Raw genomic sequence first — 25,736 nt, 5'->3', positions numbered from 1 at the left:
AAACGGTGGCCGGGGTGCCGTGATGGCGCCCCGGGACTACCAGGAGTTCGCCGCGGCCGTCCGGGAGCGGTTGCCGAAACTCGCCGGGGGGCAGCTGCGGATCGCGCACCTGGTACTGGCGGACCCGGAGGGCAGCGCTCATCGCGGTATCGACGAGGCCGCGCGGATGCTGGACGTGCGCGAATCCTCGATCACGCGGTTCGCGAACTCCTTGGGGTTGCGGGGATATCCCGAAATCATGGAGTTGTGCCGATCCTGGCTGACCGAGCAGGCCAGGCTTTCCCGTCGTGCGGATGACGGTTCGCGACCGCCCGGTGGAGCGCTGTCCGCGGCGCTGGATCAGGAGCGTGTCAACCTCACACGCACCTACGGCCGTCTGGATGCGGAGGCTTTCTCGCGAGCGACGGGGCTGCTGACCGAGGCGCCGCGTGTGCACGTCCTCGGGTCAGGGGAGTCGGCGTCGGTGGCAGCGCTCTTCACGTCGAGACTTAGCCGGGTGCGGCCGGGGGTGCGCGCGGTCGGCGTCCCGATCATGGACGGGGTAAGGGAATTCGCCGCCGGGGACGTCCTGGTCGCGGTGTCCGTGCGGCGCTACGCGGCGGAGACCGTGCGGGTCGCCGAATACGCGAGCGACCGGGGTTTGCCCGTGGTGGCGTTGACGGATCACACCGCTTCGCCGCTGGCCGCGCTGGCGGACGCGGCGTTGTACGCGGAGATCGACGGGATCGGGGAGCACCCGTCGTTCACCGCGTGCCTTTCTCTGGCACAGACCCTCTCGGCCGGGGTCGCCGTGCGTCGCGGCGACCCCGGCCCCGAAGATTCCACACCGGATTTCGGTTTCTACCACCGATCCTGACTCACCAGCGGCGGTCGATGACCGTCCCGTTGGGATACCACTGGATGTAACCGAACTGGAAGTTGTTCCGACGGCCACCGTCGAACGAGAACTCGCCCGAGGTCGGGTAGCCGAGGTACGACGTCTCCCAGCCCAGCGCGGACCACCGCTGGCGGATCGCCCCGTAGACCTCCTGCGCGCCCGTTCCGGGTGTCCAGTAGATCGAGGCGGCCTTGTCGAAGTGGTTGTAGTGCCCCACTCCGTCGGGCGTGATCAACTCGTCCGTCGTCGGGTAGCCCGTCGGTCCGGCTTCCCAGCCGGTGTCCGACCAGCGTTGCCGGATCGCGCCCCAGATCCCGTGGGCACCGGTCGCGGGTGTCCAGTAGATCGAGGCGGCCTTGTCGAAGTGGTTGTAGTGCCCCACCCCGTCCGGCGTGATCAACTCGTCCGTCGTCGGGTAACCCATCGGGCCGGTCTCCCAGCCGAGTTCTTCCCACTTCGCGTGGATGGCACCCCACACCGCCCGCGCACCCGTCGACGGCGTGAAGTACACCGACGCGGCCATCGTGCCCGGGGTCCCGATGAAGTGGTTGAACCTGCCGACTCCGTCGGGCGTGCCGCTCTCGTCCGTGGTCGGCGGCCCGAACCGGGTGTGCCCGCCCAGTTCCAGGTACTTCGCCAGGATCGAGCCGTGGACTTCGTGCACGCCGGTCGCCGACGACCAGTACAGGCGGCCGTTCTCGTACTCCCGGTAGCGCACGCCGGAATCGAAGACCTCCGGTGCGGTCGGCGCGCCCAGCGCCTGCCGGAGTCCGGCGTCACCGTCGTACCGCTGCTCGATCGGAGTGGCGTAGTTCGCGGTCAGGGTGATGTCCGAACCACCCATGGTCACCGCTCGCGTGGCCGAAGTGGTTCCGTCTGCCCAGGCGGTGAACCGTGACGCGCCGTCGGCGGCGAGTGTCGCCGCCGTCACGTCGACCGACTGACCTTCGGTGATCAGACCGGAATTGCCGGTCTGGTTGAGAATCGTCAGCGACGCGGGCAGGTTCGAGGCCAGCGTCAGGCGGTGCTGCCGTGGCCAGGCCACGTAGGTCTGACTCGTGCTCACCCCCGCGCTGTCGGTGGCCGTCGCGGTCAGCAGCATGCGCGAATCGGGATGATCGGTGAACGGCAGCGTGAACGAGCCGCCGGTCGCGCCGCTGCCCGGATGCGCATGGCAGGTGGTTTCCTCCGGGCAGTGCAGGGCGACGCTGGTCCAGGTCACCGGTAGGGAACCGTCCTCGGCGTCGGTCGCGGTCGCGGTCAGGCTGACCGGCTCTCCGACGGCGAACCGGACATCTCCGGGCGTGGTGAGGGTCAGCGTCGGCGAGTGGTTCGACGGCGCCACCACGGCCTGCGCCGTTCCCGTCGCGCCTGCCGGGTCCGTGACGGTCAGCGTCGCGGTGAACCGGTCCGTTCCCGGCGCGTAGGTGTGCGTCGCGGTCTTTCCGGTTCCGGTCGTGCCGTCGCCGAAGTCCCAGGTGTAGGTCATCGGATCGGCGTCGTAGTCGGTGGATCCGGAGCCGTCGAAGGTGACCGTCCGGGTGGCCGGATCAGTGGCGGTGGTGAGCTTCGCGACCGGAGCGCTGTTGCCCTGGGGGTAGGTCAGGCGGTGCAGGGTCGCGGTGGGCAGGTCCGCGTAGACGATGTCGCCGTTGGGCGCGGCGGCGAACTTCACCGGCCCGCCGATGCCCGTGCCCAGCGGCGGATTCTCCGGCGGCTGGGTCAGCGCGCCGGTCGAGTCGTAGCGGACCGTCCACAGTTGGTTGCTCACGTAGTCACCGAAGAAGTAGCTACCGCGGTACTGCGACGGGTAGCTGGTTCCGGTGTAGACGATCCCGCCCGTGATGGAGTTGCCCTGGTCCGGGTCGCTGCCGTGGTGGTAGTCCCACAGCGGCGGTGTGTTCGGCACGCCGGCGCACTGGGCGAAGTCGGCGTAACCGGGCGAAGGGTGGTTGCCTTCCCAGCACGGCCAGGCGTAGTTGCGGCCCGGTTGGACGATGTCGAGCTCTTCCCAGGTTTCCCAGCCGACATCGCCGACGATCGGCAGTCCGCTCGCCGGGTCCAGGGAAAGCCGGAACGGGCTGCGGAAACCGCTGGCGAACACCCGGCTGCGGGCCGAGGACGGGTTGGCCGGGTCGTAGTAGGGGTTGCCCGGCACACCCGCACCGTCCGCGGTGAGATGCATGATCTTGCCGTCCATGCTGTCGAGGTCCTGGGCGCGGAAGGCACGCGGGTCGGGCGTGTGCGCGAAGTCGGAGTCGTCACCCATCGAGACCCACAGCGTGCCGTCGTCGGCGGCGAGGACGGTGGTGAGCCCGTGTACCCCGGTGGTGCCGGGCAGGTCGAACAGGACCTGCTCGTCGGTGATGCCGGTGGGTGCGGGCGAGCCGGTGACCGTCCAGCGTGCCAGCCGGAACGAGAAGCCGCTGCTCGTGCTGATCGACCGGGTCAGGTAGATGTGGTGGGACGTGGCGTAGTCCGGAGCCGCCGCGATCCCGATCAGGCCGAGGTCGCCGGTGGTGACCACGGGCAGCGTGGCCAGGGTGCGGGTCCCCTCGTCCGGCGCGACCCAGGCCAGTTTTCCGCTCTTGCCGGTGGTGAGGATGCCGCCGTCGCCGGGAAGGTAGGCGAAGTCGGTCAGGTCCCAGGCCGCCTGACCGCTGGGCCGGTCGCGCAGGACGAAGCCGTTGGCCAGCGCGGCGGACGCGGGCGGGGCCGTGGCGACGACCAGAGCGAAGAGCATCACGAGAACGCCCGCGAACGCGGGCATCCCTCTTCTCGGTGACATGAAGTCCCCCTTTCGGGTATCCGCTTCTCTTTCGCCCGGAACGAGGGTTTCGTTGCTGTTGTTGCGCAAACGTGATGCACGGTGTGTGCCCGAGCGGTGCGGCGAAGCGGCGGCGAGTCCGTGTCTCTGCCCTGGTAGGGCGGCTCGGGCGCCGAGGGGGACTCGTGCCAGGCCGAAGCCGCCGAGAATTTCCGCGGCTCTCTTTGTCGTCCGGACGGAAATGCGGACGACAACCGCCTTAAATGGGCGTCAAAAAGCGGCGAGGTGTTTTCCGGTCATCGGATGGACGCGCGGAAATCAGCAGAAAAGAATGCCGAGGAGGCACAGATTGGGGGGCGAAGTGGTGGTGGTGTTGTTGTCGGGCGGCGGGGTCTTGGAGGTGGAGTTTCCGCCGTTGTTGCCGCCGCCGTTGTTGCCGCTCCGCGGATTCCCGGGCTGGCGGCTGGTGCTGCCGGTCGCCGACGGCTGCGAGGACTGGGTGACGGTGACCGTGCTGGTCGGATGGCGACGGGTCGCCCACGGCAGACCGTTGCTTCCGGTCGGCGGAGCCGCGTTGGTGACCGTGACTTTCGTGCTGGTGTCGGTGACTTCCGTCTCGTCCATGCTGGACGGCACGCCGCCGCCGGCGAGTCCGCCGGTCGGTCCGTGCGGCACGTCGAAGACCGACTGGCCCTGATCGTCGGCCCGCTGCTGGGTGGAGGCCAGGTGTACCAGGATCGCCGCCAGACCACAGCCGAGTACCACGGCCAGCATGACCGCGACGAGGCGGAACCGGGATGCCGCCGAGGACGGGGCGTCGTGGTGTCCCTCCGGTTCGGACAGTCTGGCCACCGACACGTCGTCGTTCACCGGGCATACCTTTCGAACGGGGACGAGAGGGGTGCGCTCGAGGTGTTTCGCTGACAGCACAGTACCTGGTCGTGGTACGAGGCGGTAAAAGGATGCCCGAAATTACGGATGGTGGCGGCGATTAGCTCTTAGCAATTGTTGCGGCATGCGCCGCGCCGCGTTCGCCCGGTTCGTCAGGAGGCCGGCAGATCGGGAGCGTGCTCGGCCACGGCTGCCACGACCTGCTCGGCGGTGGGGTTGACCAGCGCGACCGGTCCCACGAAAACGGTGGGCACGGTCTCGTTACCGTTGGCGACGGAACGGACCCGGGCCGCCGCTTCGGGGTCCTCCCAGATGTTGACCTCGTGCACGGACAGTCCGGTCTGGTCCAGCTGCGCCCGCAATGCCGAACAGAACACGCAACCGGGCCGCCAGTAGAACTCGATCACCATGCCCTCAGGTTAACCACTGGGAAGCGGCGCAATCGCGGTCCGTCTCATCCACCGGGAATTCGCCGGATGAGGATGATCACGAAGTTGTCGGGCTCCAGCGTCGCCCGGTGATGCGTTCGTAGACCTCGATGTAGCGGCCGCGGGTCATCTCGACCACGTCCGGCGGGATCTCCGGGCCGGGTGGCGTCCTGTCCCAGCCCGTTCCGGTCGCCCAGTCGCGCACGACCTGCTTGTCGAAGGCGTACTGCGGCCTGCCGGGCTCCCATTCGTCGGCGGGCCAGAAGCGGGAGGAGTCGGAGGTGAGCACCTCGTCGCCGAGCGTCAGCACGCCGTCGGCGTCCCGGCCGAACTCGAGTTTGGTGTCCGCCACGATGATTCCCTGCCGTGCGGCGTGCTCGGCGCCCTCGCGGTAGACGGCCAAGGTCAGCTCGCGCAGTCGTTCCGCGGTCTCGGCGCCCTCCTGCCGCACCACGTCGTCGAAGGTGATGAACTCGTCGTGCCCTTCGGTGGCCTTCGTGGTCGGGGTGAAGATCGGTTCGGGCAGCTTGCTGCCCTCGACGAGGCCGGGCGGCAGCGTGACCCCGGACACCGTGCCGTGCTCGCGGTACTCCCGGAGGCCGAGGCCGGCGAGGTAGCCCCGCGCGATGCACTCGACCTGCACCATCTTCAACGGCCGGCACCGGATCGCGCGGCCGGCGAACTCGGCGGGCACGTCGGTCCCGGAGATCACATGGTTGGGCACGCGGTCGCCGAAGTGCTCGAACCACCACAGGGACAGCTGGGTCAGCAACGCGCCCTTGTCCGGGACCGGCGTGGGGAGGACCACGTCGTACACCGAGATGCGATCGGACGCGACCAGCAGGATGTCGTCCCCGTCCTGGTAGAGGTCGCGGACCTTGCCCCCGTGGATGCGCTTCATGCCGCCATCCTAGGTTCGCCGCCGGTGGGGCGGGCCCGGCGGGTGCCGGGGTGTCCATAGCGGACAGTGGTCTGGACCGGAATTGTAAATCCTCTCATCATCGTTCACATTCTTGAACATGGGAACGTCCCGCCGGGTACGGCAAGACCGGGATTCTTTCGTAATACTCTGACCGTTACTCTTTTGGGTGATGGCAGAGCAGTCGTGGTTGTCCGACGAGCAGCGTGGCGCGTGGGTCGCGTTCCTGGGTGCGCACACGCTTGTCTTACGCGCCCTCGAGCGCTACCTCCACAAACGGGCCGGAGTCTCCCATGCCGAATACGAGATCCTCTTCCGGTTGAGCGAGGCGCCCGGACACCGGATGCGGATGGGACGGCTCGCCGCGGTCCTGTTCTCGCCCGGGAGCCGCCTGAACTACCGCATCACCAGGTTGGCCGGTCTCGGACTGGTTCGCCGGGAACAGCATCCGACCGATCGCCGGGGGCTGTACGCGGTGCTGACCGAAGAGGGCGCGGCCTTCGTGGCCGACGTCACGCCCGGCTACCGGAAAGCCGTGCGGGACACCGTTCTCGCCGCGCTCGGCGACGAGGAGTTCGCGGAACTGGGACGGTTGACCGGAAAGATATTCGAATACCTAAAGAATGCGGACGACGGCGCGAAGCAAGGCGGGGGAGAGTCGTGACAGCGCCAGCGCCGCCTTCGCCTCGGCGGTCACCGGAACCATCGCCTTTCCCGTCGTCACGGCGCGCACGATTTCACGCGCCACACGCTCCGGTGGAAAGCCGCGACGGCGGTACAGCTCCGATGCTCGTGCCCGCCTGCGTTCCCGCTCGTCCGCGCTGAGGCTGTGTTCCTGAGGCGCGCGATCGGATTCGCGTAGACGGGCCGTGATTCCCGCGTCAACCCCATCTTCGTAGGCTGGCGGCCCGCCTCCGCGAATCCGAGGCCTTCGGCCCACCCGCGCGCCCGCATCGCCTTGGGCGCCGACATGGACTTGCGAAGCGGTGTACGGGTGGGAAAACGTTGTGGTGCCGGTGATTCCGGTGTCGAGAAGACCGGGGCAGATCACCGAAACCGCGATGCCGCGGCGGTGGACTTCCGCGCGCAGGCTGTCGGAAAGGGTCAGCACCGCGGCCTTGCTGGTCGCGTACGCGGCGAGGGACTTGGCGGGCAGGTACGCCGCGGTCGAGGCCACGTTCACGATGTGCCCGCCTTCACCGCGTTCCGCCATCAGACCGCCGAAAATCCGGCTCCCGTGAATCACTCCCCACAGGTTGACGTCGAGCACCCGCCGCCATTCCTCGCTCGTCGTGGCGGGAAACGCGCGACCGGCGCCGCGCTTGGGGCAGCCAGAGGCAATGAGCGCGGTTCGAGCCCGCCGGCGAGTGAGGCGAGAAAACACCGAGCCGGCGTGCCCGATACCGGCGTTGTTCACCACGACATCCGGGACACCGTGCCGGGCCACGACTTCGGTCGCGAACGCCCGCATCGCGTCCTCGTCGGAGACGTCGACGCGGTGGGAATTCGCGCCCGGTAGCGGGTTGACGTCACAGACGACGACCTCCGCGCCGATCTCTTCGAACGCCCGCGCGGTCGCCCGGCCGATTCCGCTCGCCCCGCCGGTCACCACCACGAGCGGGCCCGTTTTCCGCCGGGCGCGGGCCATCGGCCTCGGCTCGGGCGCTCCCGCCACGTGATCGATCAGCTCGGTGACCATCCGCGCGATCGACCCGCCGTCGCCCAGCAGCGCCGACCAGTGCCCGGCGAACAGGCGTCGGATCCACAGGCGAGAAACCCACCCCTGCGCACCTCCGGCCACCGCCGGTGTCACGTAGCGGTCGTAGACAGGGGTGATGACCTGCACCGGGACCTCGGTCCGGCGCTTGCGGGGGCGGCCGAGCAGCGGCCGGAAGTTGGCCCGGTACAAGGAAAGTCCGCGCGATGCGTCCCGGGCCAGCGTCGGGGCGGGGTGGGCCGGGTGCCGCACGTGCTCGGCATCACGCAGGAAGACCGGCCACCACTTCGCCGCCACCCGCCACACCAGTTCGGGGAGCACCGGCACATGGAAAGCGAGGATGTACCAGGAACGCAGCAGTTGCTTGAGCATCCGCGGACGTCCCCGGTTCGCCTGGGACCAGAACGCGGCATGGTCGAGGCAGGGGCCGGAGATCGAGGTGAAGGAGGCGAAGCGCTTCTCCGCGCCGGGTTCGGTGACCGCTTCCCAGGACTGGATCGACCCCCAGTCGTGGCCGACGAGGTGCACCGGCACCCCCGGGCTCACCGCGTCGGCGACCGCGAGCAGGTCGTCCCTGAGGTGTGTCAACCGGTAGGCCTCGGTACCGCGTGGGGCGGTGGAAGCACCCGCGCCCCGGACGTCGTAGCGCACGACGTGGAACCGGCCGGAGAGCGCGTCCGCCACCTCGTCCCAGACGCGGTGGGTGTCCGGGTAGCCGTGTACGAGCAGCACCGTCGGCGCGTCAGGGGGTCCTTGCTCCTCGACGGCCAGGCGGACGTCTCCGGAAATCACGGTTCGCACCCCTGGCAGTCAACTGTGACCCCGGGTAACAGTCAAGTGGGCCGGTTCGGGAGCAAGGTGGCTTTACTACGGATGATCCGTAGTAAAGCCACCTTGCTTCACTTCTCAGGGCGTCGGCTGGGGCAGCGGAGCGCAGGTGACGTCCGCCTGCGAGCCCGGCTTGCGCGGAGGCAGCTCCCCGGTCGTGAGATAGGCGGCGATCTTGTCGTCGACACAGGCGTTGCCGCGCGGGGTGATCGCGTGGCTCGTGCCGCCCGGTTCGGCGATCAGCACCGCGCCGGGGAAGCGCTTTCGCACCTCCAGGCTTCCTTCATACGGGGTCGGCGCGTCGAGCGTCTCGTCGATCATGAGGACGTTCTTCACGCCCCGCCCGTCCACGTTCACCGGTTTGCCCGCCTTCGCCGGCCAGTACACGCACGGCGCGTTGTACCAGGCGTTCATCCAGGTGAAATACGGAGCGCGGGTGAAGGTCCGCCAGTTGTCGGCCCGCCACTGGTTCCAGTCGGTCGGCCACGGCGCGTCGGTGCACTGCACCGCGAGATACACCGCGAAACCGTTGTCGTCGCCCACGCCGTCGAAGTTCTCGAACAGCTTCTTCATGGTCTGCCAGTCGCCCTGGTTGACGAACTTGGCGAACGCGTCACCGAGCGTGGGCCACCGCAGTTGGTAGTACCCCGCCTGGAGGAACACGTCCAGCCACTCGTCCGGCCCGATCACTCCGCCAGCGGGCTGGAACGACAGCTTGGCCAGTTGTTCGTCGAACACGCGCTTCACCGCGCCGGCCGTGGTGCCGAGGTGGTAGACCGAGTCGTACTTGGCCACCCACTCGAACCAGACCCCGATGTTACGGTCGAAGCCGAGGTCCTGGTTCAGATTCGACTGGTAGAAGACGTATCGCGGGTCGACCGTGCTGTCGAGCACCATCCGCCGTACCCGTTGCGGGAACAGCGTGGCGTACACCTGGGCGAGGTAGGTGCCGTAGGAGTACCCGTAGTAGTTCGCCTGGTCGGCCCCCAGCGCGGCACGGATGGAATCCATGTCCTTCGCGGTGTCGGTCGTCCTCATGTGCTGCAGCAGCGCGCGGCTGTTGTTCTTCGCGCAGGCATCCGCGTAGGACTTCGACTTCTGGAGCCAGGTCTGCTCCAGTTGCGGGGTCACCGGCAGGTAGTTGGGCCGGTTGTAGCCGAAGTAGTTCGGGTCGCACGACAACGCGGGCTTGCTGGAACCGACCCCGCGCGGGTCGAACCCGATCCAGTCGTAGGCGTCACCGGCGTGGTTCGGCAGTTTCGATCCCCGCGCGGCGAGATAAAGGCCCGAACCACCGGGGCCGCCCGGGTTGGTGAGCATGACACCCTGGTACTGCGAGTCCGGCACCTTGTGCTTGACGCGGCCGACGGCGATCTGGATCTTCTCGCCGCGTGGGTGGTCGTAGTCCAGCGGCACCGAGAGGTAACCACACTCGCCACCCGCCGCGACCAGCGTCGGGTCGGAACACGGTCCCCAGGAAATCGCCGAAGTCGCTTCGTCGGCGGCCGCGGCCGGCACCGCCGCGACTGTTGCCGCGGCGGCCAATGCTGCCACCGCGATGGCCATGAGACGTCTCACGCGCGTCCTCTCTTGTCTGCGATGCGGCAAATCGGGCCACCGTAACGGCATCCGGATCGACCGCGGTACCGTCGGAAGTCGGGAAACTCCGTTACCCTGACCGCTATGACTGAACTGCCCCGGGGCCACGAGGCCGAGGCGCTCCTCGCCGAGGCGCGCAAGGCGTTGTGGGTGATGGTCGGTTTCCTGGTGGTGATCTGGCTGGTCCAGATCATCAACGCGGCCACCGGGTACGAACTCAGCTACGACTACGGCATTCACGCGCGTGAGCCCGGTTCGCTGCCGGAGATCTTCAGCGCGCCGTTCCTGCATTTCAGCTGGTCGCATATCGAGGGCAATTCCGGGCCGTTGTTCATCTTCGGCTTTCTCGCCGCCTATCGCGGGGTCAAGCGGTTCCTCGGGGTGACCGCGCTGGTGGTCGTCGGCAGCGGGCTCGGCGCGTGGTTCACCGCGGGCGCCGACACGGTCGGAGCCGGGGCCAGCGGAGTGGTGTTCGGCTACTTCGGCTACATCATCGTCCGGGGCCTGTTCGACCGGCGGCCGATCGACATCGTGCTCGGCCTGGTCATGGCGTTGTGCTTCGCCTACCAGTTCTCCCTGCTCATCCCGGCGGGCGAGGGCATCGGCTGGCAGGCGCACCTGTTCGGGTTCATCACCGGCGTGCTCGGCGGGTGGGTCTTCCGCGACCGGCGCACCGTGACCTCCGCCCCGAAGACCCAGCTCGCCACCACACAGGTCCCGACCACCAAGGTTCCGACCACGCAGGTCTCCGGAACAGCGGTCCACACCACCCAGCTCGACAAGCCCGCGAAAGAGGTCTGAGCTCAGGCTCCCGATTCGCAAACCATCTCCCGCGCGCAGGTTTCGGCCCGGCGAAGCAGAACCGCACGTTCCCTGGCGTTGCGCGTGAGCGCGGCCGCCTTCTCGAACTCCGTCCGGGCCTCGGCCGCGCGTCCGAGCCTGCTCAGCAGATCGCCGCGCACGCTTGGCAGCAGGTGGTAGTTCTCCAGCGAGCCGTCCGCCACCAGTTCGTCGACGATTTCCAGACCGGCATCCGGCCCGAAGGCCATCGAAATCGCGACCGAGCGGTTCAACTCCACGACCGGCGACCGGGTCAGTCGCACCAGCACCTCGTACAGCGCGGCGATCCGCACCCAGTCGGTTTCCCCGGCCGTCGCGGCCCGCGCGTGGCACGCGGCGATCGCGGCCTGCACGGTGTAGGGCCCGCGCAGCCCGCCGAGTTCCTCGGCACGCCGGAGCGCGGCGAGCCCGCGCCGGATCAGCAACCGGTCCCAGCGCCGCCGATCCTGATCCAGCAGCAGGATCGGCTCGCCGTCGGCATCGGTGCGAGCCCGTGCGCGGGAGGCCTGGATCTCCATCAGCGCGACCAGTCCGTGCGCTTCGGCTTCCTGGGGCGCGAGCCCCGCGAGAATCCGGCCGAGCCGGAGCGCTTCCTCACACAGGGCCGGGCGCATCCAGTCGTCACCCGCCGTCGCGGAATACCCCTCGTTGAAGATGAGGTAGACCACCTCGAGTACCGAATTCAGCCGAGGGGCGAGTTCGTCACCGCTGGGCATTTCGAACCGGGCCTCTTCCCGGGTGAGGGCGCGCTTGGCGCGGACGATGCGTTGCGCCATGGCGGATTCCGAGATCAGGAAGGCCCGTGCGATTTCCCCGGTGGTCAGCCCGCCGAGCAGCCGGAGGGTGAGCGCGACCCGCGCCTCGGTGGACAGAACCGGGTGGCAGGCGGTGAACATCAGGCGCAGCAGATCGTCGCGCACCTCATCGGGTTCGGGTTCCGGACGTGTGCCTTCGAGGTCGATCGCCAGCGACCGCCGAGCGCGTTCGGAGAGCCGCGCGCGGCGGAACCGGTCGATCGCCCGGCGTTTGGCGATCGTGGTGAGCCAGGCGCCCGGGTTCGCCGGGATGCCCGTGGCCGGCCACTTTTCGAGCGCGGCCACCAGCGCGTCCTGAGCGAGTTCCTCGGCCAGACCGACGTCTCCGACGACGCGGGCGAGCGAGGCGATGATCCTGGCGGACTCGATCCGCCAGACCGCGTCGACCGCGCGGTGGGTGTCGGTGACGCTCACGGCCACCGAGCACACCACCTGCCGGACGCCGCGGCAACTCAGGCGCGTGGTCGATCCCCCTGTTCCGGCGTGGGTTCTTCACCGAATTCATCGAACTGGGCGATCTGCCGGACCTCGATCTCGAAGTCGTCACCACCCGGGTTGGGCACTCTGCGTGCCCACTCGACCGCCTCCTCCTTCGAGGCGACCTCGATCACCCAGTATCCGGCGATGAGTTCCTTCGTCTCGGCGAACGGTCCGTCGACGACGGTGACGTTCCGGCCGGAAAAACGCACCCGGGCGCCCCGCGAACTGGGCAGCAGGCCCACGCCGTCGAGCAGGACTCCCGCCTTGGCGAGTTCTTCGTTGTACCGGGTCATCTCCCTGATCAACTCGGCGGACGGCGGTACACCGGCCTCGGTGTCCTCGGTCGCCCTGACCTGAACCATGAAACGCATCAACGGCTCCTTCCTGGTGATGCCGGTCGATACCCCCACGTCGATCGGGAGAGGACGACTTCGACATTCAGCTGAATTTTCTTTCGCGAACGTAGTGTGGCGGTGTGATCGGGATCCTGGCCGAAAGTGTTTCCGGAGCGGTACTTTTCGCTCACAAGCAGTTAGGGTGCAGGGCGTGTCCGTCCGAGAACTGATCGTGCTGGGGACCGGAAGTCAGGTGCCGACCCGCACCCGTAACCAGAACGGATATTTCCTGCGCTGGGACGATCAGGGCTTCCTGTTCGACCCGGGTGAGGGCACCCAGCGGCAGATGCAGCACGTGGGGGTTCCCGCCAGCGCGATCGACCGGCTCTGCCTCACTCACTTCCACGGAGACCACTGTCTCGGGGTGCCCGGCATCGTGCAGCGGCTGTCCCTCGATGGCGTCAAGCAGCCCGTGCACGCGCACTACCCGGCCTCCGGCCGGATCTTCTTCCAACGGCTGCGTCACGCCAGCATCTACCACGAAGCCGCCAACCTCGTCGAGGAGCCGATTTCCGGCCCCGGCACGATCGCCGAAGGTGATTTCGGCACGCTGAACGTCAAGCGGCTGGATCATGCCGTCGAGTCGTTCGGGTATCAGCTGGTCGAGCCCGGTGGGCGGCGGATGCTGCCGGAGTTGCTGGCCCGCTTCGGGATCTCCGGACCCGAGATCGGCAGGCTCCAGCGGGAAGGCTCGGTGAACGTCGGGCCGCGGGTGGTGACCGCGTCGCAGGTCAGCGTGTACCGCGAAGGCCAGCGGTTCGCGTTCGTGATGGACACCCGGCTTTGCGACGCGGTGTTCGAACTCGCCGAGAAGGCCGACCTGCTGGTGATCGAGTCGACCTTCCTCTCCAGCGAGTCGACGATCGCTTCGCGCTTCGGGCATCTGACCGCGGAGCAGGCGGGTCAGGTCGCCGCCGAGTCCCGGGTTCGCAAGCTCGTGCTCACCCATTTCTCCCAGCGCTACGACGATCCCGAGCGGTTCCGGGAGGAAGCGGCGCACAAGTTCGACGGGGAGATCGTGGTCGCCGAGGACCTCGCCCGGATCCCGGTGCCTTCGCGCTGACCGCGATCAGTCCGATGTGGACAGATCCGTCGGGCAAGAAATCAGCGCTGACCAGCGGATTCGCGATCAACGGGGAGCCGCTCACAAGATTCACCCGTAAGTGTTGTCACGTGTTCAAACTGGTGGGGAGGGGGTTGCCGCACCCGGTGAAGCGTTGCGATAGTGCTTCACGCGGATTCCTCCTTTCGCACCAGGCTCCTCCGGTCCCGTCAGAAGCCATCGGGCCGGAGGAGCTTCTTAGTTGTTCAGCGGGCCGGCATGACGTGGAAGTACTCGCTCATGACCCCGCTCGGGCTCAGCTTTTTCGCGGCTCGCCGCGGTAGGTGCCGAAGCTCCACCGGTTTCCCTCCGGATCGCGGGCCATGAAGTCGTGCGAGCCGTAGTCGGTGTCGTAGGGCGGTTTGGTCACGTTCGCTCCCGCGGCCTTCGCCCGCTCGTACAACGCGTCGACCGCCGCAGCGTCGGCCACGACCACGTACGCGCCGAACGTGCCGGGCTGAATCGGCCAGGAGTCCTCGGCGCTCTCGCGCACCGAGCCGAGCATGATTCCGCCGCCCAACGGCCAGGAGAGCTGGGCGTGCTCGACCGTGTCGCCGTCCCCGTACACGACGGTCTCCTCGAAACCGAAGGCGTCGACGAGGAAGCGGATGAGGGCACGCGCGTCACGGGCGCGCAGCGTCGGCCAAACCTGAGGTGCTGGTGTCTCACTCAATATTTCCTCCGCGAGTTTGCGCGCCCCCGCGATCGTGTCGACAGGGCGCTCCTTGTCAGGGCGCGTCGCCGGAGCCTGCTAGGCGCCCTGCCGCCCCGATAGCGGACCCAGACGGCGCGCTCTTTGGTCACTTGACAGCCGCGAGTCACTTCCCGGGATGTCGTGTAAGCCATGCTGCAGGCTCCGGTGGTGCGGTGACTTGGACGTTTCCGAACTCCTCGGCCAGCCACCGGCTCGGCGGGCAACCCGCGAGATCGCGAAATTCGCGGGCGAGATGGGCCTGGTCGTAGTACCCGCAGGCGGCCGCGAGATCGGCCAAGAGCGGCTGATCGCCGTTGGCCGCCTGGCGCTGGAGCGATCGGCGTGCCAGGTCGAAGCGCACCACTCGCAGTGCCTCCTTGGGCGACAGCCCGATCTCGGCGCGGAACCGGTTGGCGAGGTGACGCTCGCTCCAGCCCGCCTCGCGGGCGAGGTCACGCACGCGCGCGGATCCCGCCGTCCCGATCAACCGGTGCCACACGTGCCGCAGTTCGGGGGCCGCCGTCTCGCCCTGGCGGGCGACCCTCATGAGTACGTCGTCGATGACGGCGAATCGCTCCGGCCAGCTCGTCGCCGTGCCGACCCGCTCGTACAGTTCGTGCGCGACTGCTCCGAACACCTCGTCCGCGCCGACATCGACCCGCGCCAGCTCGCCGGCCGGAAGCCCGAGCAGCGTCCGGACACCGAGCGGGTGCAACGCGAGCTGGATTCCGGCTTCGTGCGCGGTGCGGGTGATCGTCGCCGGTCGTGTGTGCAGGCCGCCGACCAGCGTGCGGTAGCGGCCTCCGCGCTGCCGCGGGTCCGGGTGCTCGGCGATGACCAGCGGGTCGTCGAAGGTGACGATCATGGTGAGGTATGGGGACGGCAGCCCGCGATGGGGCACCGGCGGGCCACCTCGCCGCCGGTAGCCGTGGTAGGACGCGACCAGCCCGCGCAGCGCCGGCGCGGGCCGCCACGGAACCGATTCCGCAGACTCTCCAGGGTCCACGGGCCGATTGTGCGCCTGGGCACCGACAATCGACATCCCCCCAATCGCACGGTTCGTGCGGCGCGCGCGGGTCGCAGACGCCAAAATGATCCGATGAGCGCTGCGGAGAGCCGGCAGGGTGTCGAGCTGACCAACCTCGACCAACCCTTGTTCGAGGGCTCAGGGGCGACGAAACGACATCTCGTCGACTACCTCGACGCCGTCTCCGACCGCCTCGTGCCGGAGTTGCGCGGCCGGCCCCTGTCGGTGATCAGGGTGCTTCGCGGGCAGAAACCGTTCATGCAGAAGAACGTTCCGAAGTACACCCCGTCGTGGGTGCGCACCGTCGGGCTGTGGGCGGAGAGTTCACGGCGTGAGGTGTCGTACGCGTTGTGCGACGACCGTCGCACGCTGTTGTGGTTCGCCAATCAGCGCGCGGTGGAGTACCACCCGGCGCTCATCCGCGTCGATCGCGGACCACATCCCGGTTACCTCGTGCTCGACCTCGACCCGCCCGGCGACGACGGCTTCGCTCTGGCGGTGCGCGCCGCCCTGCTGGTCCGGCAGGTGATGACCGAGTCCGGGCTCGGGAGCGTCGTGAAAACCAGTGGCGCCAAGGGAGTGCACGTGTTCGCGCCCGTCGACGGCCGGATTCCGGTAGACGACCTGGCCGCCGCGACGCGCGCGATCGCCGCCCGCGCGGAACGGCTCGACCCGGCGCTCGCCACGACCGCGTTCATCCGCGAAGATCGTGGCGGCAAGGTTTTCCTCGATTCGACGCGCTCCGGCGGCGCGACCGTGGTCGCCCCCTACAGTCCGCGGATCCGGCCGGGCACACCGGTGTCATTTCCGGTGGCGTGGGAAGACATTGACCGCGTCAGCCCGGCGGACTTCACCGTGCACACCGCGATCCGGTTGCTGGCCGGGAAGAATCCGTGGGCGACCGCGATGCCGCAGCCTGCGGACCTGGACTCGGGGCTGATCGCGGAAGGCCACGAGATCCCCGTCCCACGAGTGCAGGCCATGCACGAAGGAAAGCGACGCGCCCGCGCGCGGCGCACGGACGAAAGCTGATCTCCCAACGGCGACGTAATGGTGACGTCGCTCGGGTAGACATTCTGCGGGGTCGTCATTCTTGCCACCACAGGGGATTTCGTTTCGGCGTCGCCGGTATTCCTTGTGGCCCAACGGTTTTCTTTCGGTAGTCACCCACCTGGAACCCTCCGAAGGAGTGGGCTGGCCCGTACGCACTCAACCGCATACCCGCTTCCTGTCGATGACGGTGAGGAGCCGCTTTTCGCGGTCCGTGCATCGCATCGAAAGGAGAACAATGCGGAATTCCCGGCGCCTCCTGGTCGCACTCGCCGCGTCACTGGCGGTCGTCTTCGGCGCGGGTGAGGCGGTCGCCCAAGCCCAGCCAGACAAGGCGCACCTGACCAGTTCACCCGTGAGCCACCCGACCCCGAGACCACCGCACCCCCCGTCCTGCCCGGCCACCGGCAGCGGGTCGCGCACCGACCGTCCGCCGGTTCCCTTGGAGCCGTACTACAAGGGCGACTGGCGCCTCGGCCCGGCGAAGCTGCCGACGCGCGGTCTGGTCGGGGACCTGCTGCGGAACTACAAGCGCACGGACGAAATGTCCTCGGACATGTTCCTCGGCTGTTACTGGGATCCGACGGCGAACAACAACCAGGGCGGCTGGCGCTATCCGCCCAACGACGGTTTCGCCGGTACACCCGTCACCGTCACGCTCTCGACCGGACAGTTCATCGACCGTTTCGGGCCGACCACCGGGCGCTTCCTCGCCCCGTTCGGCGTGATCTACTCGCGGCGTGCCATCCCGCCCAGCAACCTGGACACCTTCACGCGCAGGTTTCCCAACGGCTATTACGTCTTCAAGGTGCTCAAGGACTTCCAGGTCGATTCCGGCCCCGCCGCACCCTGGTTCGGCCAGCCCGGTGGTGGCCTGCAGTACCGCTTGAACGACGTTTACTTCCCCGGGCAATTGGTGCCGCCGCAGCATGCGGACACACAATGGCTCGTCGACAACGGCTACCTGGAGATCGTGAACTGACGGGAAGCGGACAATGGACCGGATCGAACTCGACGAGGCACTCCGACAGGCGGAAGTGCCCGAGTCGCAGTACCTGATCCTGGGCATCCCCCGGCCCGCTGGGCCATTACAGGACCCGTACTACGTGCTCCACGAGCCGGATGACGGGTGCCTGCTCACGCTCCAGGAGCGTGGGACCACCAGGGAGATAGCGCGGTTCTCCACCGAAGACGAGGCATGCCGGTTCCTCTACGGGCAGCTCACCCGCCCGATACCGGAACCGCCGCCGGATTCCGCGGAGATCCTCGCCGATCTGATGGGCCACCGGGACGAAATCCAGCGGCGGGCCTGGGAGCAGTACGACCAGGCCCGCCGCGACCAGGATTAGAGTTCCAGGCTTCGCCTGCCGACCACCGCGGTGACGCGGTCGACCATGTCTGCGGCCGGCATGGCGTCCAGTCGGCGACCGTCACGCAGCCGAAGCGCGATCCGGCCGTCGGCGGCCTCCTTGGCGCCGATCACGGCCTGGTAAGGCACTAGCCGGGCGGTGCGGATGCGGGCGCCCAAGCTGCCCTCCTCCGGCGGTGCCAACCGCGCACGGAGACCGGAGCACCGGTCGAGGAGGTCTTCGGCTGCCGCCATTTCCCCACCGGAGACTGGGAGGATCACCAGCTGGGTCGGCGCAAGCCACGCGGGAAAGGCCCCGCCATGCTGCTCGATCAGGTGCGCGACGGCCCGTTCCATGCTCCCGATGACGCTGCGATGCACCATCACCGGCCGATGCCGCGCGCCGTCGGCACCGATGTACTGAAGATCGAACCCCTCGGGCTGGTGAAAATCGACCTGGACGGTGGACAGTGTCGCCTCGCGACCCGCGCTGTCGGCGACCTGGACGTCGATCTTGGGACCGTAGAAGGCCGCCTCGCCCGGAACGGACTCGTAGGCCAGCCCGGACCGGTCGAGCACTTCGGTCAGCAAAGCACCCGCGCGCCGCCACATTTCCGGCTCCGCCACGTACTTCCCACCCTCACCAGGCAGCGAAAGCCGGTAGCGAGCCGGCCGGAGACCGAGCGCGGCGTACGCCCGCCTGATCATGGCCAGCGCCGCCTGCGCCTCCTCCGCGACCTGGTCGAGGGTGCAGAAGATATGCGCGTCATTGAGCTGAATCGCCCGGACGCGACTCAGCCCGCCGAGCACCCCCGACAACTCGGAGCGGTACATCCCACCCAGCTCCGCGATCCGCAGGGGCAGCTCACGGTAGCTGCGCCCTCGGGACCGGTAGATCAGCGCATGATGCGGACACATCCCCGGCCGCAACACAAGCTGCTCGCCACCGACCTCCATCGGGGGATACATGTCGTCGCTGTAGTGGTCCCAATGCCCGGAAATCTCGTACATCTCCCGCTTGCCGAGCACGGGCGAATACACATGCTGGTACCCGGCCCGCTGCTCCTCGTCCCGGATGTACTCCTCCAGGACGTGCCGAACGATCGCGCCGTCAGGCAGCCAGTACGGCAACCCTGCGCCGATCAGCGGGTCGGTACCGAAAATCCCCAGCTCACGGCCTAGTTTGCGGTGGTCCTTCATCGTGGTCTCCTCTGGATTCGAGGGACGAGTGACCACATGGCGAAGCCCCGGGGCACTCGCCCCGGGGCTTCGCAAGAACAGCAGTCAGCGCGCCGGGACACTCTCCGGCGTGGTCGTGTAGGAGCGCTTCATGGGGAGGAGAGTAGCAGAGGCGCAGTAGGCCGCAGGGTGACTTGAGCAGAAAGAACGTCTTGAGGCAGAGTGTGACCCGTGCCTGCATCTTTCACCCGGGACCTCTGTGGCTACCGCCCCAAGAATGGCAAACCGAACACATCGGACGCGTCCGATGATCTCTCTGTGCGGCTGGGAGAGAGGTTCCTGGAGGTCCTAGGCGTCGTCGCAGGCGACGTGAAGCCCGATCAGAACGGCCTGGTATTGGAGCGCAAGGTAATCGACTGTCTGAGCGCGGTTCGACCAGACCTCGTTATCGACAACTCGTACTCGGCACTGCGGTTCAGCCAATACGAGCACCTCGATGTCTTCCCAAAGTTCCGCTCAAACTACCGACAGTCCGACACCTCAGTCAAAGAGCTCGAGTCGCAGGTGGCCAACCTACCCGACACGCCGACGCGACGACGTATGGCGAAACTCGTGAAGAAAATCGCCGACGGGTATGATATCAACGCCGAGCTGGTCCAGGAGCTGATAGGACAGATGCCGGAGGAGTCTCTGCTGAAAATCGACGTTGCTATCGGGATTCCACAATTCGATGCGGCCCCCGAGTTGGCCGCCGCATTATCTGTGAAGTGGTCCCTGCGGACAGACCGCGCGCAGGACTGTGTGTCCCAAGGGCACAAGTTGGTTACACAACGTCGGGGTAGGATGCCCCATTTCGGAGTGATCACCGCCGAGCCTCGGCCGTCCATGCTCCGCATCCTGGCTGATGGTTCCGGTGCTGTTGACTGGGTTTACCACCTCGACCTGCCGGCATTGGCGAAGGCGATCGAACTTGAGGCACGCGAAACCCGAAATCCGGAAAAGTGGCCGCCTAAAGCGACTTTCGATCGACTTATGAATCAGAAGCGTTTGCGGGACTTCGAAGACCTGGTGACACTGGTCAAAAAACTCCCGAAAGCGGACACGGCAAGTGTGAGTGGATCCTTGCGAAGCCCCTGACAAAGACCCCCTTCCGCTGCACGGCAGATGCCAAGCGGCGCATCGGGGCCGTCGAAGGATCGAGCTGAGGTCTCCTTCTAACTCGCGTCTACGATCGCTTTCGTTGGGCGTCGGCTGTCCTGGGTCACGAAGGTGATCAATCTGCCGTTGCGGGGTTGAGTGCTCGGTGGGGCCGTGATACGGAAGCATATGACCAGCGACCCGGGCGTGGCCTCGTCGCCGTGAATCAACGGCTCGTTTCCTTCGAAGACCGGATACAGCATGACCGATCCTCGGCCGGGACCGCGCCACGCATCTGCATCAGGGTCGACGATGGAGCTGTCGACGCCAGCAATTCGATCGGCCGCGAGTCGATGTTTCGGATCGCTTATGGCGCCGAAATATGGTGAGCGACGACGCTGCCGCTTGTGCAGACTAAAGGGACCGTTACCGAGAATTTTCGAAGTCGGTGATTGGTCGGTCAGTTGAGGCACGATGATGGCCCAGTCCTCGATTTGCTGGGGGGTGAGGGTCTTGAGCCAACGCAGATCAGGTGCGAAGTTGTCGTTGTCCGCCCAGCGGAGCGCATCGAGGGCGCTGATCAGTGCCGCGTGCGGGAGGAGTCCGATGTATGCCGGGTAGTCGCGGGCCTTGGACAGTTTGAATCGCGCTCGTTGTGTGGCTGTCTCGATCAATGGAAGCATGGTCTCGACGTTGTCGGCGATATCGTTAGGCAGGATCGGGTATGCGGTAGGTTCGATTCCACGTCCGGGCGAACGGCGTTCCGTCAGTCTCGCGTTGTACATCTTATTGGTGGCGGTGGGTTTCAACCATGGCAGGTGCTGCGCAACGAGGGGCGGCACTTGTGCTGGGGTGACCTGGGGGCGGCCGTCGACCCATTCAGAGTACCGACGGAGCTCACTGCGGAAGTACTCTTCGTCGCGGCAAACCGCCTCGAATGCGTCGTACAATTCTTTGGTGACATATAATCGGACGAGGTCACGGTAGCCTTTTCGGTAACCGAACCAGCGGCCCATCTGCATTAATGTGTCACCTTGTTTCGTGACTCGCCGATAGTACGAGACGGTAAGGCCTTCAACTGTGAAGCCTCGGGCAAGCTTGTTACCACCGACCAAGATGCGCCAGACGGGGTTCTGGTCGAAGTCGAGATCCTCGCCCTCGATCTTGTCCGAGTTGACTACGAGAACAGGGTTGCCACTCTCGCCGATTTGCGCGATGGTCTTAGCGAGGTATGGCGCCAATGCTGCAAAATCGTCGGGCACCGGTGCGCCGTCCGACCGTGCCTGCATCACCTTCAGATGGTCGCGCTCGAATAGTATGCGAAGCCGTTCGTGCGCTGTCGAGGTGTAGTAACCCGACATGTCCCACAGGCGCCGGATCCGCTCGGCCTGCTCGCGATGCACGGCCGTCTTCATGTTCTCGTGGACGAGCATGGTGTGGTGCCTGAACTCGCCTTGACCATTTTCACGTCGGTAGAGTTTGATGGCTCCAGCGAGGACGTACGCGTCCATGGCTTCACGAAGGTCGTGATCGTCCTCAGATGGCGCGGGGGGCAGGATTCGGATGTGCGCTTTCTCGTTGGAGTTCGCGAAGTTTCGAGCGTCATCATTCGAATCGAGGTCATGGAAGTCTGCGGACCCCATGTAACCTGGGGTCCGAGCGAGCGAGATAAGGAAGTCGTTGGGGAAAATGTCCTCGGCGTCGTTAGGATCGATGAAGACGTTCGCGAAGGGTGTCGCGGTGTATCCGATGTACTGGGCTCGAGGAAGCATGCCGAGCAATTGAGCGATAAGTCGATTGATCGAAGTCCGGTGTTTCTGGTCTTCCTGCCATTTTTTGGGGTTACTTGTGTTGACCGATGCCTGATCGGACTCGTCGTCGACAATCAGGACGGGAAGGTCCTCGGTTCTGGCGGCACTCTTTCGCAGGTCGGCGACGAGCTTGGTCAGGACCGAAGCATTCTTCTTCACCACGGCAAGTCGTGCGTCTGTCGTAAAGAGATTGGCGGGATCATAGATCGGTCGATCTTCATCGCGCCGGGGGAAGTCGAGCGCGATGATGCCCTGTTGGAGGCTCTTGTAGTCCCCGCGTTGAGTGGTCAGCCGGTGGATGTTGGGGCGCCCTGCACGCCGCGGCAGAGTGCCATGTTCGAGGAATCGGCGACCGATCCAGTCCTTGTCGAGCTGGTAATCCAGACCATCGGTAGCGAGCGGATCATTCTCGTCGATGCCTGCGAGGATGTTCTCACGCCCGACCAATTCCATGTCGAGTCGGCGTTGTGTCTGTGCTCGCAGCAGGTCAGTAGTACCGGTGAGGACAATGATCAAACGGTAGCCGGCGTCGATCGCCTTGGCGAGGACGCCGGTGAAGTTGGCCGTCTTACCGCTTTGGACATAGCCGACGACGAGGCCCTTGGCTTTGTAAGCCTCGGGCTGCGTGGGATCGGTGAGCCGTTCGACGACTCTGTCGGTTGCGATGTCCAGCGAGGCTCGCGCGTCAGGCGCCCATCCGTTGCGCTGGAGATGGTCGATGTAGTGGTTCCAATAGTAGGACCTGTGGCGGCGGATCTCGTCCGTGTACCACGGCGTCCACTCACGAGCGATGACGGTGGGAAGCTCGATGCCCGCGACCGGTATCTTCGTGTTGAGCAACTGCGTCGTGGGCTCGTCAAGGTTCAAGCGCCTCGTGATGACGGCCCGGCGTTGCTGTGTGTTGGCAGGCGTACTGTCTGCCCACCCAGGTCCGACAGCGGCGTCCCAGACGACCGTTTGGGTACGTAGCTGCGACCAGAGCGGGTCATTGACTCCGGCAGTGGTGAGGTAGTCGAGGAGTGCGTTGGCGTCGACAGTGATATCGCCGTCAATCCATTTCGCATGATCGGCCGCCATGCCGACGAGATCGGCTGGACGTCCAAGTTTGTCCATGGCAGCCAGAGCCGCGAGGTGTGCCTCAGTGAACGGGGTAGTCATGTCAGCGCTCCATGCGGACTGCGGTTCTAATGAACGATGGGGGATTTGGCGCGGATGGGACGCCGGTCAGGTCGATTTCGTAGCGAACCTGGACGATGCGACCGGTCGCCGTGGTGGGCAGGCGCAGGGCGGGTTCGGAAAGGCGTGGAAAGTCTGTATCGACACGGTAGGTTGCCGCTTCGCTGCGACGAAGCCATTGTCGGCGCAGTCTGGTGGCAAACGTGCCGCGCCAACCTGAGGCGTCGAGCCGTTCCTCGAAGAGTGTCCGGACTGTCGAGGCTCCGACTCTGGTGCGGACGACCTCGACCAGCTCGGCCAGAGTACGACCACCGGTACCGGTCTGGGTCACCTGTTGGGAGACAAACCACAAGTCGCGGTTCGGCTTGGCCTCCAGTTGTGACACGGACGAGATCCAGTGCCTTCTACGTTCGGCACTTGTCGTCTTGACCTCCAGGTCAAGTCCGCGCAGGCTGAAGTCGTGTTCCTCGGTCTCGGGACCAAGCCACGCCTGGACTCCTGTCTCGGTGCCGACTGTGCCGAGGAGCCCTAGGAGAAACAGAAGCTCCCCGAACAGCCCGATTTCGGCGTCTTGCGACATGCCATCGGTGCGATGCAGTAGCTGTCCGAGGAACCGGACCGTTTCGGACAGCGCAGACGCCAGTCGCGACCCGCCCAACTGGACGCGATCGGCGATAGCGCAGAGTACGGGATATCCATCTATGAACAGGGCCTGCTCGGTGATGGCTATTTCGATCTTGGGTGTCCCGTCGTGGTGGATCGTGCGCACACGTAGGTGATCTAGTTCGGTTTCCGGGCTGCTGCCGTCGTCGTGGCAGCGGATGCCCACTGCCGGCTGGTAGGGGTCGATGAACAATCGGATCGGCGGTGTCCCCTCGATCGGTATCTCCACCGGCGCGCTGGTGGCCAGACAGGCCTTGAGCCCCCTGCTGTCGAGGTGGCGATCGGGTGGAAGATCAGTCACGAGCGCTCGACTGTTCTTTTGCCGCGGCTGTCAGGATCTCCCGCCAGAGCTCGATGTTGTCCTTGTCCTTAGGGCCTAGGTACTCGCCCTGGAAAACGTCCTCCACCAACAGGTACAGCAGGGCTTTGAGGAGAGGGGCGTCATTTACGCTGTGCCGTTCACCCTTGGGCTCGGGTCTGTAAGCATCGTTTAGCCAGAGGGTTCGCGACTCTCGATCGACCTGGAAGAAGTCGTCTCTATGAAACCGTCGCCACTTTATACTGATGCCGTCTTCGCGATCCAACAGTGGAATCTCGTCCTCGATCGACGCACGCAGCCCCGGTCCAAAACCTTTGCCTGGGGGGATCATCGTACGACGGGAGCGAGTCCGCTGGCGAGACCTCCGATAGACGGCTTCGGCCTCGATCAGATAGTCCGCGAACTGAGTGCCATCTTCGGCGATCGCAGTCTCGGCGAGAGCGGCGAACTCCGGTCCGGTGGTGACCCGTGACTTCTCGGGGTTCATTCGGAACAGGCCGGCGATGTCGTTGTCGATATCGACGGCTACGCGGGCAAGTTGAAGGTCGGCGTCCGTGGCGTGTAGGCCTCCCCAGTCGCCGCCCGCATGTAACAGACGGTCGTTCCGATAGATGTACAGGCCTTGATGGGCGGAAGGGCTGTCGCCGAGACGGAACTGCAGGGTACGAGACCGCCCCGGCCAGATGTGGCAACGTAGCACAATCTTTTGATTTTCGGACGTCGCGACCAGATGCTTGGGATAATCGCTGTGGCCCGAGCGTATGTATCCGAATGGGTTGATCGGCTCGACATCGAACGACGGACCGGGATAGGGGCTGTCGACGTCCTCGACGTCCAACACGATGCGAACCCGGTTCGCCTCGAGGATCCGGTGCAAAACCAGGCCGAGGTGCTGCCGGATCTCGAGTATCTTGCGCGTCACGAACTTCTCGACACGGACAGAATCGTCCGTTGCCGGAAAGCCGGACACCTGATCCAAACGCACGACGGTGCCGCTGCCCGTCTCCGGTATCCGCCATGTGCGATCGAATTCTTCAACGCAGAAGGCAACAGGGATCACATCACACGAGAAGTCGCGACGGGCGCTGTCGATCACCCACCGCCGTCCCACAGGTGGCACGGAACGAGTTTTGGAGATCACGGTGACTGACCGCGCCTGGCTGAACGACGCCGACTTCATGCCCACACCGAAGCGACCGAGATCGCCCTGCCCATAGTCCCGACGAGCCCCGACGGTCATGGCCGCGTCGATCTCCTGCGGCCCTATCCCGCGTCCATTGTCGACCACGTACAAGGCACGTAGCCTGCCTGACTGCCGCACGAAGCGAATCAAGACCTCGGAGGCCTGCGCATCGATCGAGTTGTCGACCAGGTCGGCCAACGCTGTTGGCAGCGAATGGTTGCGTCCGAGGCTGTCGAGAGCCCGTGCATCCGGTGTCAAGATCACCGAACCGGCGACTGGAACACTCTCGCGCCACGTGGACATGTCACTTTCCCCTTATCCCGACCGCCCACTCGGCTGCCTGACTGCCGAGCGCGATCGATGCGCTCACAACGAGCGACCTTCGATCTCGCGGGTTCGTGACGCGGTTCAACGCACGATACCCAAGCTCCTTATCGTATGAAAAGACTAGACATTACACCTTGCCTTGCAGTGTCTTCGAATCGTTGTAC

The 25,736-nt window shown here is 66.2% G+C and carries 22 protein-coding genes; 8 read left to right on the top strand and 14 right to left on the bottom strand.

The features are described 5' to 3' along the window. Positions 1–22 precede the first annotated feature (22 nt). The gene (locus tag ACFSXZ_RS13425) at positions 23–856 is read left to right on the top strand and encodes a MurR/RpiR family transcriptional regulator (RefSeq protein ID WP_378264986.1); all 834 of its coding nucleotides are present in this window, start codon (positions 23–25) and stop codon (positions 854–856) included. 1 nt (position 857) lies between these two features. Here ACFSXZ_RS13425 and ACFSXZ_RS13420 read toward each other — a convergent pair whose 3' ends face one another. The 4 genes from ACFSXZ_RS13420 to ACFSXZ_RS13405 all read right to left on the bottom strand — a co-directional run bounded on the left by ACFSXZ_RS13420 (position 858) and on the right by ACFSXZ_RS13405 (position 5,864). After that, positions 858–3,665 (bottom strand): PQQ-dependent sugar dehydrogenase, encoded by a 2,808-nt coding sequence (locus ACFSXZ_RS13420; protein ID WP_378264984.1) that lies wholly within the window; start codon positions 3,663–3,665, stop codon positions 858–860. Between the two features lie 297 nt (positions 3,666–3,962). Further along, a complete protein-coding gene (locus ACFSXZ_RS13415) occupies positions 3,963–4,514 on the bottom strand; it encodes a hypothetical protein (RefSeq protein WP_378264982.1) in 552 nt (183 codons plus the stop codon). A gap of 173 nt (positions 4,515–4,687) precedes the next feature. Beyond that, complete coding sequence (locus tag ACFSXZ_RS13410) at positions 4,688–4,945, bottom strand: glutaredoxin domain-containing protein (protein ID WP_378264980.1); 258 nt, start codon at positions 4,943–4,945, stop codon at positions 4,688–4,690. A gap of 76 nt (positions 4,946–5,021) precedes the next feature. Further along, complete coding sequence (locus tag ACFSXZ_RS13405; protein WP_378264978.1) at positions 5,022–5,864, bottom strand: phosphoribosylaminoimidazolesuccinocarboxamide synthase; 843 nt, start codon at positions 5,862–5,864, stop codon at positions 5,022–5,024. Positions 5,865–6,054: 190 nt separating this feature from the next. Between ACFSXZ_RS13405 and ACFSXZ_RS13400 the strand changes: the two genes are divergently transcribed. Beyond that, positions 6,055–6,546: a MarR family winged helix-turn-helix transcriptional regulator gene (locus ACFSXZ_RS13400; RefSeq protein WP_378264976.1), complete on the top strand. Its 492-nt coding sequence runs from the start codon at positions 6,055–6,057 to the stop codon at positions 6,544–6,546. Here ACFSXZ_RS13400 and ACFSXZ_RS13395 read toward each other — a convergent pair. Beyond that, positions 6,499–8,391: an SDR family oxidoreductase gene (locus tag ACFSXZ_RS13395; RefSeq protein ID WP_378264974.1), complete on the bottom strand. Its 1,893-nt coding sequence runs from the start codon at positions 8,389–8,391 to the stop codon at positions 6,499–6,501. The two genes, ACFSXZ_RS13400 and ACFSXZ_RS13395, sit on opposite strands and share 48 nt — an antisense overlap. Positions 8,392–8,505: 114 nt before the next feature. Next, entirely contained in the window at positions 8,506–9,993 is a 1,488-nt protein-coding gene (locus ACFSXZ_RS13390) for an alpha/beta hydrolase (RefSeq protein ID WP_378266443.1), read from the bottom strand. Positions 9,994–10,110: 117 nt separating this feature from the next. Here ACFSXZ_RS13390 and ACFSXZ_RS13385 point away from each other — a divergent pair, with 117 nt between their 5' ends. Further along, a complete protein-coding gene (locus ACFSXZ_RS13385) occupies positions 10,111–10,827 on the top strand; it encodes a rhomboid family intramembrane serine protease (protein WP_378264972.1) in 717 nt (238 codons plus the stop codon). A gap of 2 nt (positions 10,828–10,829) precedes the next feature. On the opposite strand, the gene ACFSXZ_RS13380 is transcribed toward ACFSXZ_RS13385, so the two are convergent. Together ACFSXZ_RS13380 and ACFSXZ_RS13375 are read right to left on the bottom strand one after the other, a co-directional pair. Next, positions 10,830–12,095 (bottom strand): RNA polymerase sigma factor, encoded by a 1,266-nt coding sequence (locus tag ACFSXZ_RS13380; RefSeq protein WP_378264970.1) that lies wholly within the window; start codon positions 12,093–12,095, stop codon positions 10,830–10,832. A 38-nt stretch (positions 12,096–12,133) separates the two neighbouring features. Continuing rightward, complete coding sequence (locus ACFSXZ_RS13375) at positions 12,134–12,532, bottom strand: YciI family protein (protein ID WP_378264968.1); 399 nt, start codon at positions 12,530–12,532, stop codon at positions 12,134–12,136. A 175-nt stretch (positions 12,533–12,707) separates the two neighbouring features. Between ACFSXZ_RS13375 and ACFSXZ_RS13370 the strand changes: the two genes are divergently transcribed. Next, entirely contained in the window at positions 12,708–13,619 is a 912-nt protein-coding gene (locus ACFSXZ_RS13370) for a ribonuclease Z (protein WP_378264966.1), read from the top strand. A 295-nt stretch (positions 13,620–13,914) separates the two neighbouring features. On the opposite strand, the gene ACFSXZ_RS13365 is transcribed toward ACFSXZ_RS13370, so the two are convergent. Both ACFSXZ_RS13365 and ACFSXZ_RS13360 read right to left on the bottom strand, forming a co-directional pair. Next, on the bottom strand, positions 13,915–14,331 hold the full coding sequence (locus ACFSXZ_RS13365; RefSeq protein WP_378264963.1) for a VOC family protein: 417 nt from the start codon (positions 14,329–14,331) through the stop codon (positions 13,915–13,917). A 145-nt stretch (positions 14,332–14,476) separates the two neighbouring features. Then, positions 14,477–15,358, bottom strand: coding sequence for an AraC family transcriptional regulator (locus tag ACFSXZ_RS13360; RefSeq protein WP_378264961.1), 882 nt, complete (start codon positions 15,356–15,358; stop codon positions 14,477–14,479). A gap of 93 nt (positions 15,359–15,451) precedes the next feature. On the opposite strand from ACFSXZ_RS13360, the gene ACFSXZ_RS13355 reads away from it, so the two are divergent. The 3 genes from ACFSXZ_RS13355 (at position 15,452) to ACFSXZ_RS13345 (ending at position 17,778) form a co-directional block, all read left to right on the top strand. Next, positions 15,452–16,411: a DNA polymerase domain-containing protein gene (locus ACFSXZ_RS13355; protein ID WP_378264959.1), complete on the top strand. Its 960-nt coding sequence runs from the start codon at positions 15,452–15,454 to the stop codon at positions 16,409–16,411. 256 nt (positions 16,412–16,667) lie between these two features. Then, the gene (locus ACFSXZ_RS13350; protein ID WP_378264957.1) at positions 16,668–17,411 is read left to right on the top strand and encodes a TNT domain-containing protein; all 744 of its coding nucleotides are present in this window, start codon (positions 16,668–16,670) and stop codon (positions 17,409–17,411) included. A gap of 13 nt (positions 17,412–17,424) precedes the next feature. Further along, positions 17,425–17,778 carry a hypothetical protein gene (locus ACFSXZ_RS13345; RefSeq protein WP_378264955.1) on the top strand — a complete coding sequence of 118 codons (354 nt, stop codon included), beginning with the start codon at positions 17,425–17,427 and terminating at the stop codon, positions 17,776–17,778. Here ACFSXZ_RS13345 and thrS read toward each other — a convergent pair. Beyond that, on the bottom strand, positions 17,775–19,013 hold the full coding sequence (gene thrS, locus ACFSXZ_RS13340) for a threonine--tRNA ligase (protein WP_378264953.1): 1,239 nt from the start codon (positions 19,011–19,013) through the stop codon (positions 17,775–17,777). The genes ACFSXZ_RS13345 and thrS overlap by 4 nt on opposite strands. Before the next feature lie 174 nt (positions 19,014–19,187). Here thrS and ACFSXZ_RS13335 point away from each other — a divergent pair, with 174 nt between their 5' ends. Then, positions 19,188–20,093: an NgoMIV family type II restriction endonuclease gene (locus tag ACFSXZ_RS13335; protein ID WP_378264951.1), complete on the top strand. Its 906-nt coding sequence runs from the start codon at positions 19,188–19,190 to the stop codon at positions 20,091–20,093. Between the two features lie 77 nt (positions 20,094–20,170). Here the strand turns inward: ACFSXZ_RS13335 and ACFSXZ_RS13330 are convergent, their stop codons facing one another. From ACFSXZ_RS13330 to ACFSXZ_RS13320, 3 genes are read right to left on the bottom strand one after another with little or no spacing between them, the layout of a single operon-like run. Then, positions 20,171–23,062, bottom strand: coding sequence for a Z1 domain-containing protein (locus ACFSXZ_RS13330; RefSeq protein ID WP_378264949.1), 2,892 nt, complete (start codon positions 23,060–23,062; stop codon positions 20,171–20,173). A gap of 1 nt (position 23,063) precedes the next feature. Then, complete coding sequence (locus ACFSXZ_RS13325) at positions 23,064–24,044, bottom strand: PD-(D/E)XK motif protein (protein WP_378264947.1); 981 nt, start codon at positions 24,042–24,044, stop codon at positions 23,064–23,066. Next, positions 24,037–25,548, bottom strand: coding sequence for an ATP-binding protein (locus ACFSXZ_RS13320; protein ID WP_378264945.1), 1,512 nt, complete (start codon positions 25,546–25,548; stop codon positions 24,037–24,039). The genes ACFSXZ_RS13325 and ACFSXZ_RS13320 overlap by 8 nt, the downstream gene beginning before the upstream one ends. Between the last annotated feature and the right edge of the window lie 188 nt (positions 25,549–25,736).

The sequence above is a fragment of the Amycolatopsis pigmentata genome, from assembly GCF_042684065.1.
In the GTDB taxonomy this organism is placed as follows: Bacteria; Actinomycetota; Actinomycetes; order Mycobacteriales; family Pseudonocardiaceae; genus Amycolatopsis_E; species Amycolatopsis_E pigmentata.
Note: the sequence above shows the minus strand (reverse complement) of the source record. Positions and strands in the feature narration are given on the sequence as shown.